This is a genomic window from Halomonas sp. LES1 (assembly GCF_031846005.1).
In the GTDB taxonomy this organism is placed as follows: domain Bacteria; phylum Pseudomonadota; class Gammaproteobacteria; order Pseudomonadales; family Halomonadaceae; genus Halomonas.
On record NZ_JAVRGC010000006.1, the window covers coordinates 71,846 to 84,214 of the forward strand.

At 67.0% G+C, this 12,369-nt stretch carries 15 protein-coding genes and 1 tRNA gene; 8 read left to right on the top strand and 8 right to left on the bottom strand.

Annotation, left to right across the window (positions count from 1 at the left end; translation table 11 throughout):
- Positions 1 to 49 precede the first annotated feature (49 nt).
- Positions 50 to 1,186 (bottom strand): tRNA guanosine(34) transglycosylase Tgt, encoded by a 1,137-nt coding sequence (tgt, locus tag RM463_RS13165; RefSeq protein WP_409228709.1) that lies wholly within the window; start codon positions 1,184 to 1,186, stop codon positions 50 to 52.
- Between the two features lie 126 nt (positions 1,187 to 1,312).
- Positions 1,313 to 2,353 (bottom strand): tRNA preQ1(34) S-adenosylmethionine ribosyltransferase-isomerase QueA, encoded by a 1,041-nt coding sequence (gene queA / locus RM463_RS13170; protein ID WP_195689846.1) that lies wholly within the window; start codon positions 2,351 to 2,353, stop codon positions 1,313 to 1,315.
- A gap of 112 nt (positions 2,354 to 2,465) precedes the next feature.
- On the opposite strand from queA, the gene RM463_RS13175 reads away from it, so the two are divergent.
- Positions 2,466 to 2,552: transfer RNA gene (locus tag RM463_RS13175), tRNA-Leu, on the top strand.
- Between the two features lie 176 nt (positions 2,553 to 2,728).
- Here RM463_RS13175 and RM463_RS13180 read toward each other — a convergent pair.
- From RM463_RS13180 to RM463_RS13190, 3 genes are read right to left on the bottom strand one after another with little or no spacing between them, the layout of a single operon-like run.
- Positions 2,729 to 3,553, bottom strand: coding sequence for a DUF1206 domain-containing protein (locus RM463_RS13180; RefSeq protein WP_195689847.1), 825 nt, complete (start codon positions 3,551 to 3,553; stop codon positions 2,729 to 2,731).
- A gap of 25 nt (positions 3,554 to 3,578) precedes the next feature.
- On the bottom strand, positions 3,579 to 4,172 hold the full coding sequence (locus RM463_RS13185; protein ID WP_195689848.1) for an exopolysaccharide biosynthesis protein: 594 nt from the start codon (positions 4,170 to 4,172) through the stop codon (positions 3,579 to 3,581).
- Complete coding sequence (locus tag RM463_RS13190; RefSeq protein WP_195689849.1) at positions 4,162 to 4,311, bottom strand: hypothetical protein; 150 nt, start codon at positions 4,309 to 4,311, stop codon at positions 4,162 to 4,164. Before RM463_RS13190 ends, RM463_RS13185 begins: the two co-directional genes overlap by 11 nt.
- A gap of 236 nt (positions 4,312 to 4,547) precedes the next feature.
- Between RM463_RS13190 and rnk the strand changes: the two genes are divergently transcribed.
- Both rnk and RM463_RS13200 read left to right on the top strand, forming a co-directional pair.
- The gene (gene rnk, locus RM463_RS13195; RefSeq protein ID WP_195689850.1) at positions 4,548 to 4,961 is read left to right on the top strand and encodes a nucleoside diphosphate kinase regulator; all 414 of its coding nucleotides are present in this window, start codon (positions 4,548 to 4,550) and stop codon (positions 4,959 to 4,961) included.
- A gap of 10 nt (positions 4,962 to 4,971) precedes the next feature.
- On the top strand, positions 4,972 to 5,592 hold the full coding sequence (locus tag RM463_RS13200) for a LysE family translocator (protein WP_195689851.1): 621 nt from the start codon (positions 4,972 to 4,974) through the stop codon (positions 5,590 to 5,592).
- A gap of 21 nt (positions 5,593 to 5,613) precedes the next feature.
- Here the strand turns inward: RM463_RS13200 and RM463_RS13205 are convergent, their stop codons facing one another.
- Positions 5,614 to 7,290, bottom strand: coding sequence for an acyl-CoA dehydrogenase family protein (locus tag RM463_RS13205; protein ID WP_311430260.1), 1,677 nt, complete (start codon positions 7,288 to 7,290; stop codon positions 5,614 to 5,616).
- 115 nt (positions 7,291 to 7,405) lie between these two features.
- On the opposite strand from RM463_RS13205, the gene RM463_RS13210 reads away from it, so the two are divergent.
- Together RM463_RS13210 and RM463_RS13215 are read left to right on the top strand one after the other, a co-directional pair.
- On the top strand, positions 7,406 to 7,942 hold the full coding sequence (locus tag RM463_RS13210; protein ID WP_195689853.1) for an NUDIX hydrolase: 537 nt from the start codon (positions 7,406 to 7,408) through the stop codon (positions 7,940 to 7,942).
- 153 nt (positions 7,943 to 8,095) lie between these two features.
- Positions 8,096 to 8,581 carry a glutathione peroxidase gene (locus tag RM463_RS13215; protein WP_195690001.1) on the top strand — a complete coding sequence of 162 codons (486 nt, stop codon included), beginning with the start codon at positions 8,096 to 8,098 and terminating at the stop codon, positions 8,579 to 8,581.
- Between the two features lie 50 nt (positions 8,582 to 8,631).
- Here the strand turns inward: RM463_RS13215 and RM463_RS13220 are convergent, their stop codons facing one another.
- A complete protein-coding gene (locus RM463_RS13220) occupies positions 8,632 to 9,021 on the bottom strand; it encodes a hypothetical protein (protein WP_311430261.1) in 390 nt (129 codons plus the stop codon).
- Positions 9,022 to 9,195: 174 nt separating this feature from the next.
- On the opposite strand from RM463_RS13220, the gene fabV reads away from it, so the two are divergent.
- The 3 genes from fabV (at position 9,196) to RM463_RS13235 (ending at position 11,704) form a co-directional block, all read left to right on the top strand.
- Positions 9,196 to 10,407 carry an enoyl-ACP reductase FabV gene (gene fabV, locus RM463_RS13225; protein ID WP_195689855.1) on the top strand — a complete coding sequence of 404 codons (1,212 nt, stop codon included), beginning with the start codon at positions 9,196 to 9,198 and terminating at the stop codon, positions 10,405 to 10,407.
- A 53-nt stretch (positions 10,408 to 10,460) separates the two neighbouring features.
- Positions 10,461 to 10,670: a hypothetical protein gene (locus RM463_RS13230; RefSeq protein WP_195689856.1), complete on the top strand. Its 210-nt coding sequence runs from the start codon at positions 10,461 to 10,463 to the stop codon at positions 10,668 to 10,670.
- 77 nt (positions 10,671 to 10,747) lie between these two features.
- Positions 10,748 to 11,704, top strand: a complete 957-nt coding sequence (locus tag RM463_RS13235) for a GlxA family transcriptional regulator (RefSeq protein WP_195689857.1) — start codon at positions 10,748 to 10,750, stop codon at positions 11,702 to 11,704.
- Here RM463_RS13235 and RM463_RS13240 read toward each other — a convergent pair whose 3' ends face one another.
- Positions 11,705 to 12,322, bottom strand: a complete 618-nt coding sequence (locus tag RM463_RS13240; RefSeq protein ID WP_195689858.1) for a class I SAM-dependent methyltransferase — start codon at positions 12,320 to 12,322, stop codon at positions 11,705 to 11,707.
- Between the last annotated feature and the right edge of the window lie 47 nt (positions 12,323 to 12,369).

Consider the following 12,369-nt stretch of genomic DNA (forward strand, 5'->3'; position numbering starts at 1 on the left):
AGGCAGTGACAACCGGTACCGGGCCCTGAAGAACCGGTACCGGTTGCCGTCAATTCGGGGCGGGAGGCACCGGCAGGCCGCGCCGGGCATAGAAGCCTTCCACGAAGTTCGCCAATGTACCCGCTTCAATGGCACCGCGCAAACCGGCCATCAGTCGCTGGTAGTGGCGCAGGTTATGGATGGTATTGAGCATTGAACCGAGCATTTCACCGCAGCGATCCAGATGATGCAGATAGGCGCGGGAGAAGTGCTGACAGGTATAGCAGTCGCACTCTTCATCCAGCGGGCCGGTGTCGTGGCGGTGGCGGGCGTTGCGGATCTTCACGGTGCCCGTGGCGGTGAACAGATGGCCATTGCGGGCGTTGCGGGTCGGCATCACGCAGTCGAACATGTCGACGCCCCGGCGCACGCCCTCCACCAGGTCCTCGGGCTTGCCCACCCCCATCAGGTAGCGGGGCTTGTCCTCGGGCATCCAGCCCGGCAGGTAGTCGAGTACCCTGATCATCTCCTCCTTGGGTTCGCCCACGGAGAGCCCGCCGATGGCCAGGCCATCGAAGCCGATCTTCATCAGCCCCTCGAGGGAGCGTTCGCGGAGTTCGGGGTACATGCCGCCCTGGACGATGCCGAACAGCGCAGAAGGCGAGGTGCCATGGGCATCGCGTGAGCGTTCTGCCCAGCGCAGCGAGCGCTCCATGGAGAGCCGTGCTTCCTTCTCGGTAGCCGGGTAGGGGGTGCACTCATCGAAGATCATCACCACATCGGAGCCCAGCGAGCGCTGCACCGCCATGGACTCCTCGGGGCCCATGAAGACCTTGGCGCCATCCACCGGCGAGCGGAAGTGGACGCCCTGCTCGGTGATCTTGCGCATGGCCCCCAGGGAGAAGACCTGGAAGCCGCCGGAGTCGGTGAGGATCGGCTTGTGCCACTGGGCGAAGTCGTGCAGGTCGCCGTGGCCCTCGATCACCTCCATGCCGGGGCGCAGCCAGAGGTGGAAGGTGTTGCCGAGGATGATCTCGGCGCCGATCTCCTCGACCGACTGGGGCGTCATCCCCTTGACGGTGCCATAGGTGCCCACCGGCATGAACGCGGGGGTCTCGACGCTGCCTCGGGGAAAGGTGAGGCGGCCGCGGCGCGCCCGGCCATCGCTGGCCAGGCGCTCGAAGGTCATGAAGCATTCGTCTCGCATGGAAAGTCTCAACGCTGGGACAAGGCGTCCGGAGGAAAGTCAGGCAGGCAAACGCTGTCGAGGAACACGGAGCTTACTGGTGTAAATGAGTGTTTTAAGACAGCTTTTAACGCAGCATGGCCGAACTCAGGGCGTCTTGCGGGTCAGGAACATGGCATCGCCATAACTAAAGAAGGCGTAGCGCTCGGCGACCGCCTCGCGGTAGGCGGCGAGGGTGGTGTCGTAGCCGGCGAAGGAGGCCACCAGCATCAGCAGGGTGGACTCCGGTAGGTGGAAGTTGGTGATCAGGGCATCGACGCAGCGCCATTCGTAGCCCGGATAGATGAAGATATCGGTCTCGCCGCGATAGGCGGCGATCTCGCCATCCGTGCTCTTGGCGCAGGCACTCTCCAGGCAGCGTACGCTAGTGGTGCCCACGGCGATGACGCGGCGGCCGGACGCGCGGGCGGCCTCTACCTTGGCGCAGGTCTCCTCGCTCACCTCCAGCCACTCGCTGTGCATCTGGTGTTCGCGGATATCATCGACGCGTACCGGCTGGAAGGTGCCGGCCCCCACGTGGAGGGTGACGAAGGCGCGCTCGATGCCCTTCTCGGCCAACCGCTCGAGCAGGGGGTCGTCGAAGTGCAGCCCCGCGGTGGGTGCGGCGACTGCGCCATCGCGTCGCGCATAGACGGTCTGGTAGCGCTCGCGGTCGCTGCGCTCGTCGTCGCGGTCGATATAGGGCGGCAGCGGCATATGGCCATGGCGCTCGAGAAGCTCGATCAGCGGCGTCTCGCCGAGGAAGCGCAGTTCGAACAGGGCGTCGCGGCGGCCCTCCACCACGGCCCGGACGTCGCCCTCGAAGACCAGCTCGGTGCCGGGCCTGGGTGACTTGCTGGAGCGCAGATGGGCCAGGCCGCGGTGGGCGTCCAGGGGGCGCTCGAGCAGCATCTCCACCCTGCCTCCGCTGGCCTTGTGGCCATGTAGCCGCGCCGGGATCACCCGGGTGTCGTTGAACACCAGCAGGTCGCCCGGTTCGAGAACCTCGAGCAGATCCGGGAAGCGGCGGTGGGATAGCTCCCCGCTCGGGCCATCCACGCACAGCAGCCGGCAGTCGGTACGCTGCTCGGAGGGGTAGCGGGCGATAAGCTCGTCGGGAAGCTCGAAATGGAAGTCGGCGCGCTGCATGCGGTTCGGGTCCGGTGGTGTCTGGCAAGCCGCCAAGGATACCGGCTTGGTCGCCTGAAGTCAGGTCCGCGATTGACCTGCGGCCGGGTGCACGTATAATGCTTCGCGCGTTGCCGGCGTGGCGGAATTGGTAGACGCAGGGGATTCAAAATCCCCCGGGTGCAAGCCCTTGTCGGTTCGAGTCCGACCGCCGGTACCATATATGGAACAGCCGCTTACGAGCGGCTGTTCGCGTTTCTGGCCCTTCTCTTCCACCTTGCCTCGCCTTCGTGCAGCGTCCTCTTTTGCGCCGGCACGGCCATTGGGTCTGCGCCGACTCGGCCATTGGGTGCTGAGTAGCGTTCACACCCACTCCCTGAGCCAGGCGTGCATGAATCAGTCGACACTGGTATCCCGAAAGCCGGCGTTGATCAGGCAGTAGAGGCCGTAGCTGAACAGGCCGAGGGCCACCACGCCGAGCAGCCAGGGGCCGAAGGGGCGGGCGGCCAGCACCGTCAGCGCGCCACCGAGACCCTGGGCCTGACTGGGGTCGGTCTGCCAGGCCGACAGGCACAGGAACAGGCCGATGATCATGAAGACCACACCCCGTGCCAGGAGGCCCCAGCGGGTAATGCCCTCGAAGAAGCGGCGCTGGCCGGTCGACATCTGGCGATGATGCCAGTTGTCGAGGTAGCTTCGGGTGATGGCTCGCCATAGCTGGCGCAGACCCACCCCCAGGAATACCAGGCCGACACAGAAGACCAGAATCACGCCTCCCTGGTGACTCATCAGCAGGGCCGTACGGTCCTGGGCGGCGGTTTCACCCGATGACATCGCCGCATTGAGCAGCAGGTCGATGCAGTAGACCCCGAGGCTGGCGTGGGTCAGGCTGCTGATCGTGAAGCCCAGGCGTGTGACGACTCCCTTGGGACCGCGGCCTGCGTCCTCGGTGTCGAGCAGGGCCTGCAGCAGTCGCCAGAGGGCATAGGCGAACAACCCGGCGCCGAGCAGTCCCACCATGATGTCTCCGAATGGGCGCTGGATCAGCTGGTTGATGGATTCCTTGGTGCCCGCATGGCCGCCGCCAAGGCCGGTGGCGGCCATCACGGCCAGGCCCCCGATCAACAGGTAGACGACCCCCTTGGCGATATAGCCGATGCGCGCCGCTACGGAGAGGCCCCGCTTGAGATGCTTCTTGGGGCGGGAGCTGGGAGGTGTCATGAGGTCTCCATATCGCAGGTGTGGCTCAGGCCAGGCTGACGACGACCACCGCCAGGGTGCCACCGGTGAGCAGGTAGCCCGCCAGGGCGAACAGGCCATCATCGGCGAGCAGCGCCAGGCCGAACAGGGTAAGCGCGAGACCGGCGCCGTTGGCACTGAAGGGGATGAACTCCATGGGCGGCATGGCCAGCGCAATCACCAGGCAGACCAGGGCCACGGCAATATGGGCCGGAGGGCGGGTCAACGAGGTCAGACGCTGATGCAGTAGCCGATCCGTCCAGCCGGCGGGGCGCTCCAGCCAGCCCAGCAGGCGATGAAAGCGCTCGCGCGCGATGCGGCGCTCAAGTAGCCACCGCGGTAGCCAGATGCGTCGCCGCCCCAGCAGGAGCTGGCTGCCCGCCAGCAACACCAGGCTCGCCATCAGTGTCGGCATACCCGGGATATCGCCGACCAGGGGAGCCAGCGTTACCAGGCCGGCGAGCAGCAGGAAGGGGGCGAAACTGCGACGCCCGACCGTCTCCAGAATGACACCCAGGCTGATGCTGGCTTCATGCTGGCCGGCCTGACTGACCCGTGCCAGCAGGCCGCTCAGACTGGTGGGCCCACGCTCAGCGCCCACGGCGGGTCACCAGCAGCAGGATTCCCAGCAGGATCAGTGCCGGGCCGATGAAGCCGGCCGGGCTGGCGACTTGCCAGCCCACGATGGGAAGCAGAATGCCCAGGCCGATCATCAGCCAGGCGAACGGTCGAACCGACATGATATGTTCCATACTGAAATGGATCTCCAGTCTAGTCGCTCGCCAGGCAGGCTGCAGCCCGCCATGCACAATGGACTGCGCGCGAATGGGCGGGATGACACAAGGACTGTTGCGGCGTCGCGGGATGTCGTATGGTGGAGCTTTGCAGTCCTTCGCCCACTCGCGGGTGAAGGACTGTCTTTGTTGGTTTCTTGGATAAGCGTTCAATGAACGTTTATCAGCGTGCAGGAGGTGTCATGCTGTCCCGTCCCCCTATTACCATCAATCGGCTCGATGCCGATCGTCTGCAGCGCCTGATCGATGAGGCCAGCGACAAGGACCGCTTCGTGGCCGATGCTCTCGAGGAAGAGCTCGAGCGTGGCGAGGTGGTGGATCCCGAGGAAATTCCCGAGGATGTGGTCAGCATGAACAGCCGCGTCCAGTTCACCGACATGAAGCGTGATCGCCAGATGACGCGCACCCTGGTCTACCCCCATTCGATGGGTGAGGTGGAAGATGCCATCTCGGTGATGGCGCCGGTAGGTGCCGGCCTGATCGGCCAGCGAGTCGGCGACATCATCGACTGGCCGCTGCCCGACGGTGGTCAGGTGCATCTGCGGATAGATGCCGTCCTGTGGCAGCCCGAGCGCGAGAAGCAGTACCACCGCTGAGGTCGCCGCGATGCCTTTCTCTCTATGGCTCTCTCTGGCGGCGGTGTGTGCCATGGGAGCCATGTCGCCGGGCCCCAGCCTGGCCATGGTCCTGCGCCATACCCTGGGCGGTGGCTGTGCCCCGGGCGTGGTGGCAGGGCTCTCGCATGCCCTGGGCGTCGGCTTCTATGCGCTGCTCACCGTGTGGGGGCTGGGCGCGCTGATCGTGCGTGAGCCGATGCTGTTCCAGATCATTGGCTGGGGTGGGGCGGCATACCTGGCCTGGCTGGGCATACGAGCGCTGCGAGCCGGGCGCAACGGCCCGCTGGAGGCGGGGATGGTGGCGACCACGCGGCGCCAGGCGGCTCGCGATGGTGTGCTGGTGGCGCTGGGCAACCCCAAGCTGATCCTGTTCTTCATCGCCCTGCTCAGCCAGTTCATCAGCCCCGGGATGAGCCTGATGGCTCAGGGGGTGATCGTGCTCACCGCCATGCTGATCGATGGTGGCTGGTACGTGCTGGTGGCCCTGGGGCTCTCGCACTCCCGGGTACTGCCCTGGCTTCAGGCGCGTGCCCACTGGATCAATCGCGCCACCGGCGTCATGCTCCTGGCGCTGGCGGCGCGGGTCGTCGCCGGAGCGCTGCCGGGCTGAATGCCTAACCCGGCTTAACGCCTAGCCGGGCAGGCGCGCCAGGATCTCCGCGACCGGAGCTCCCATGGGCAGCACGCCATAGGCGGGGCTCACCTCGCTGCCCAGCCGCGTTCGGCAGAAGGTCTCGCCGACCGCATTCGGGGCATGGCGCAGCAGCAATGCCCCCTGCAGGCACTGGGCCAGGCGCTGGACGAGCCAGCGTACCCTTGGTTCCCGCTCCGGCGGAGGGGCGTCGAGCAGTCGCTCCAGATCATTCAGGGCGGCGTCCAGCTCGCTCTGTTGCCCACGCACCGAGGCCAGCTCCTGCCATAGCGCCTCCAGCACCTCGGGGTGGCGTGCAAGCGCCCGGAGCACGTCCAGGCAGATGACGTTGCCCGAGCCCTCCCAGATCGAGTTGACCGGCGCCTCGCGATAGAGCCGCGCCAGCGGAGCCTCCTCCACATAGCCGATGCCACCCAGGCACTCCATGGCCTCGGCAATGAGCCCCGGGCCCCGCTTGTTGTGCCAGTACTTGGCCAGTGCCGGCAACAGCCGGGCCAGGGCGCGTTCGCTGGCGTCGCCCCGGGCCGCGCCGTCGAAGGCGCGGGCGGTGCGCAGGGCAAGGGCGATACCGGCCTCCACCTCCAGCGCCATGTCGGCGATCACCATCCGCATCAGCGGCTGCTCGGCTAGTACCCGGCCGAAGACGTGGCGGCCCTGGGCGTGGAGCCAGGCCTCGACCAGGGCCTGGCGCATCATGCCCACCGGGGCGGTGGCGGCATCCAGGCGGGTCTGCTGCACCATCTCGAGGAGGGTGGCGATACCGCGATCGGGCGCGCCGATGGGCTCGGCCCAGGCGCCGTGGTACTCGATCTCAGCCGAGGCATTGGCACGGTTGCCGCACTTGTCCTTGAGTCGCTGAAGCTCGATGGCGTTGCGTTCACCATCGGGGGTGAAGCGCGGTACCAGAAAGCAGCCCAGCCCCGCTCCGGTCTGGGCCAGCGTCAGGAAGGCGTCGGACATGGGGGCGCTGCAGAACCACTTGTGACCAGTCAGTCGCCAGCCACCCTCGGCGGGTTCTCCCTGAGGGGTGTCGCTGGGCTGGACCTGGGTGGAATTGGCTCTGACATCGCTGCCGCCCTGCTTCTCGGTCATGGCCATGCCGAAGGTCAGACCCTGTTTCCGGCTCGCCGGCAGGGCCCGAGGGTCGTAGTGGTTGGCCAGCAGCCCCGGTGCCCAGCGGGCCGCCACGCCGGGCGAGTGACGCAGCACCGGCATGGCGGCATGGGTCATGGTCACCGGGCAGCAGAACCCCGGCTCGGCCTGAGTCATCAGATAGAGGGCGGCGACATGGGCCTGGTGGCCGCCACGGCCCTCCTGCTGCCAGGCCACGGCGTGCCAGCCGCCCTCGATGGCCAGGCCCATCAGCTGGTGATAGGCGGGGTGGTAGCACACCTCATCGAGCCGCCGGCCGTGGCGGTCGAAGAGTCTCAGCTCGGGGGGGTGACGGTTGGCCTGCTCACCCAGGTCACGAACGCGCTCGCTGCCGATATCGCGACCCAGCGGGGCCAGCTGCTCGGCGACCCAGGACGGCGCCTCCCGGGCCAGGGCCTCACGCAGAGGAAGATCGTCGACCAGCAGGTCGCGGTCGCCGACCGGGGGCGGTTGATTGGCGACCTCGTGGGTAGCCAGATGAGTACGGGGGGCGTGATCGGGCATGACGTGTCTCCGCATCGACGGCCTAGCTTGAGCATGGAAGTCGCAGGGCGCGCGGTCAACGTGACGTCATGTCCGGGACTGGTTAGGCTGAAGGCATTTTTTCGGGAGCACAGCCATGATCAATGATTCGCGTCTGCCGGCGCCGCATATCGCCCGCGAGCGCATCCAGCTGGTGGATTCCCGCAACCGCCCATGCGGCAGTGCCTGGCGCGCCGAGATGCGTCGGTTCCGCTTCTGGCACCGCGCCACCTATGTGGTGGTGTGCAACACTCGCGGCGAGCTCTGCGTGCAGCGCCGCACCCTGACCAAGGAGGTCTTCCCCGGCGGGCTCGACCTGGCCGCCGGTGGCGTGGTGGGGGCCGGGGAGGCGGTTCATCTGGCGGCCCGTCGCGAACTCGAGGAGGAGCTGGGCATCCACGGTGCGACGCTGGTGCCGGCGGGGGACTTCGTGCATGCCCGGGATGGCAACCATATCTTCGGGAGTCTCTACCTGGTCGAGCATGATGGGCCCCTGGCCCTCCAGGCCGAGGAGGTGGCCGAGGCGTTCTGGCTGCCCCCCGCCGAGGCCCTGGCTCTGGAAGGCATTACGCCGGATACCCGACAGGCCGTTGAGATTCTGCGTGATGCGGGGCTGCTGGAGGGCACTGCATGAATCGCCCCGTGAACCTCACCCATCTGGACACCGTGACGGCAGCTCTCGAGGGGGCGGCGGCGCCGCCGCCGGCTGGGTAGGCAGGGCATCACGGGGTAGCGCTGCCGTGGGCGGCGTGGCATCGTGAAGGATATCGACTATCGGGGCCAGCGCATGACCATCCACGATCAACGGTCTCTCACCGCCCAGGGCGAGCCCTTCAACTTCGGCGCGCTGCGTGGCCAGGTGCTGCTTATCGTCAATGTCGCCAGTCGTTGCGGCTTCACGCCACAGCTGCGAGAACTGGAGCGACTCTATCGCCGCTATCGCCAGCGTGGCTTCATGGTGATCGGCTTCCCCTGCAATCAGTTTGGCCGCCAATCACCGGAGTCCGCGCAGGAGTTCTGCGCCTTGAGTGCGCGCGACTACCAGGTCAGCTTTCCGCTGATGGAGAAGGTGAAGGTCAACGGCGGTGATGCCGACCCGCTGTTTGTCGAGCTCAAGCGCCAGGCACCCGGAGTGCTGGGCACCGGTATGATCAAGTGGAACTTCACCAAGTTTCTGGTGGGGCGCGATGGTCGGGTGATCCGCCGCTTCTCGCCCCGCGACGGTGAGGCTGAGCTACGCATCGCCATCGAACTAGCCCTGGATGAGGCCTGAGGGGGCTCGAGATCCGCTCGTTCCCGCCTGACGCTGCGAGGGCCTGGTCATCATGGGGGCGTCTCGCCGCGTTCCACCATCAGGCGGCCGATCAGCTCGTTCCAGCGATGCCGCGTCATCATGGTCGTCAGCCCCGAGAAGAGCGCCCAGCTCTTGCGTCGCCACCCCTTGAGCCGCAGGTTGTGGGCCACCAGCTGCTTCATCAGCGCATATTCGTCGAAGCGCCGCCACTCGCCGACCACCGACACCTGGTGGCGCGCCAGGACCGGTGCCAGCTCGATGCGAAACACCCACTCCAGTTCGTTGACCGTCAGCCCGTGGCGTTCGATCACCTCGAGCATCTGCGCATAGTCGCGCTCGCCCGGCTCGCGCTCCAGCCATAGCGGTGCCAGCGCCAGCCACAGCTCACCGCGTTCGTCGACCAGGGTCTGGGCATCCATCGTTTGCTCCCGGGGTTCTAGGCAAGGGTAACCAGCTTCAGGACGGCATCCTGCCCCAGCTACCGGTCGGGCTCAAGGGCGGACAGCGGTGGACGTGAACGGCTAGAATAGGGCGATTACCACTCCATGACAGGGTGGCCAAGGCCGCCCACCACACAAATAGCGAGGTCTGACGTGATCATCAAGCCCAAGGTACGCGGTTTCATCTGCACCACCACCCACCCCGTCGGTTGCGAGAAGAACGTACTCGAGCAGATCGAGGCGACCCGGGCCCGCGGCCTCGACAAGGCGAACGGACCCAAGAAGGTGCTGGTGATCGGCGCCTCCAGCGGCTACGGCCTGGCGGCCCGCGTCACCGCCGCCTTCGGCTACGGCGCCGATACCCTGGGTGTGTTCTTCGAGAAGCCCGGCAGCGAGAAGAAGCCGGGCACCGCCGGCTGGTACAACAGCGCCGCCTTCGACAAGTTCGCCAAGGCCGAAGGGCTCTACAGCAAGTCGATCAACGGCGATGCGTTCTCCCATGAGGCCCGCGAGAAGGCGATCGAGCTGATCCAGCAGGACCTGGGGCAGGTCGACCTGGTGGTCTACTCGCTGGCCTCGCCGGTGCGCAAGCTGCCCGACTCGGGCGAGCTCAAGCGTTCCAGCCTCAAGCCGATCGGCGAGACCTATCGCGCCACCGCCATCGATACCAACAAGGACGCCATCATCGAGGCCGAGGTCGAGCCCGCCACCGAGCAGGAGATCGAGGATACCCGAGCGGTGATGGGCGGTGAGGACTGGGAACTGTGGATCGATGCCCTGGATCGCGCCGGCGTGCTGGCCCCCGGTGCCCGCAGCGTGGCCTTCAGCTATATCGGTACCGAGATCACCTGGCCGATCTACTGGCACGGCGCCCTGGGCAAGGCCAAGGAGGATCTGGATCGCGCCGCCGGCGAGATCAATCAGCGTCTTTCGGCCAGCGGCGGCGGCGCCAATGTGGCGGTGCTCAAGTCGGTGGTGACCCAGGCCAGTGCGGCCATCCCGGTCATGCCGCTCTATATCGCCATGGTCTACAAGGTAATGAAGGAGAAGGGCCTGCACGAGGGCACCATCGATCAGCTCAACCGGCTGTTCGGCGAGCGCCTCTACCTGGGCGAAGGACAGGGCGGCAGCGCCGAGACCGATGAGGCCGGCCGTCTGCGCCTGGATGACTGGGAGCTGCGCGACGACGTTCAGCAGGCGTGCAAGGAGCTCTGGCCGCGCGTGACCACCGAGAACCTCTTCGAGATTACCGACTATGCTGGGTACAAGCACGAGTTCCTGAAGCTGTTCGGCTTCGAGCGGGATGATGTCGACTACGATGCCGACGTGGATCCCGTGGCGGAATTCGATGTCGTAACCCTGTAAGGGCAGGACGCCCCCGGCGACCTGCCCTGACATTCGCCGACCCGGAGGGCGCCATGGATACCCGCGAGAGTCAGACCCCGGAAGAGGAACTGCAGCGTCTCAAGGAAATCAACGAACCCGAGGACTTCGAACACCCCGAGCCCGACGAGACACAGCCCGAGGCCCGCGACCCCGCCCGGGGCCTGTCCTGGCTGTTGCCGCTGGCCATCGTGCTGGCGGTTGCCGTGCTGGGTTATCTACTGGTGGTGGGCATGAGCGGCTAGCCGCGCGCGACCGGTAGGGCTGCCGCGAGGCGGGGCTTTGGCTACAATGGGCGACCCTGTTGTTGCGAGAGCCCCGCATGCCCGATACGCCAGCCACTCCCATCGCCTCCACCCAGCGTCGGGTCGGGGTGGTGGTACTGCCGGGGTTCTCCCTGCTGGCCGAGGCCTGCGCCACCGAGCCGCTGGCGGTGGCCAATCGGCTGGCCGACACCCCCCTCTATTCGCTCGTCACCCTGGGGCTGGATGATCGTCCGGTTCCCAGCGGCTCGCGTCAGGTGCTGACTCCCGATCGCGCCATCGCCGAGGATGACGCCCTCGACCTGCTGCTGGTCTGCGCTCCCTGGGGCGAGGCACCGGCGTCGACGCTGCTTGTCTGGCTACGCCGGCAGGCCGCCCAGGGACGCAGCCTGGCGGGCATCGGTGGCGGTGCCGAGCTGCTGGCCAGCGCCGGCCTGCTCGACGGTTATCGTGCCACGGTGCCCTGGCCTCGGTTCGAGGCGGTGGCGGGCGCTCATCCCAGGATCCGCCTCTCGCGTCAGCTGTTCGAGATCGACCGCGACCGGCTGACCTGCGGCGGTGGTACCGCGGCCATGGACATGATGATGACCCTGATAGCGACGCATCATGGCAGCGAGCTTGCCGAGCGGGTCTCGGCGCACTTCGTGCTGGAGCGAGTGCGCATGGCCGACGAGCCCCAGCCATCGGCGCCGCTGGCCGGCGCTCCTCAGAGCCTGGTCGATGCCGTGACCCTGATGGAAGCCAATATCGAGGAGCCCCTGACGACCCATGAGCTGGCCGAGCATCTGGGGGTCTCCCGTCGCCAGCTGGAACGCCTGTTCAAGAAGCACCTGCAGGCGGTGCCCAGCCGCTACTACATGGGGCTGCGGCTGCAGCGGGCCCGGCGACTGCTGCGCGAGAGCGACCGGCCGGCGGGCGAGATCGCCCTGGTGACCGGTTTCTCCTCGGCGGCGCACTTCTCCACCACCTACCGCAATCACTTCGGCCTGACGCCGCGAGAGGAGCGCCTGAGCTGATCAGGCCGGCCTGGCCAGCAGGGCGCGAACCAGCGAGCCCATCATCACCGGCGTATCCTGCTCGATAACGAAACCGCCGGCCTTGAGCAGCGGACGGGCCTGACGGGTAATATCGGTGGCGATGGCCGAGGTCAGGGCGTTGAGGGCCCGGCGACCCACGCCGGAGGGGCGATCATCGGCCTGAAACTTGTCCAGCACGCAGAGCTGGCCGTCCGGCTTCATCACCCGCCTTGCCTCGGCCAGTCCCCGCTGCGGGTCGGGCATCACCGCGAGTATCAGGTGCATCACCACCACATCGAAGTGGTCGTCCGGGTACTCCAGGCGCTCGGCATCCATCACCGTGGTCTGGACGTCCATGCCCAGCGACTCGGCGCGGCGCGCGAGGCGCCGCACCATGGCCGGTGCGAGATCGCTGGCGTGGAGTTCGACGTCCCGGGGCAGGAAGTAGAGATCGAGCCCGGTGCCGGCACCCACCACCAGCACCCGCATGCCGCGCTGCCAGTGCACCTGGGAGAGGGCGATGCGGCGTGCACGGCGGAAGGCGCGCCGGGCCACGGCGTCGTAGATGGGGGCATAGAGGCTATAGCGCCGCCGGTTCCAGGCAGTGGTATTGAACATGCGCGGCTCCTCGCAGGGGAACGTCTCCAGCCTAGCCCAACCAGCCG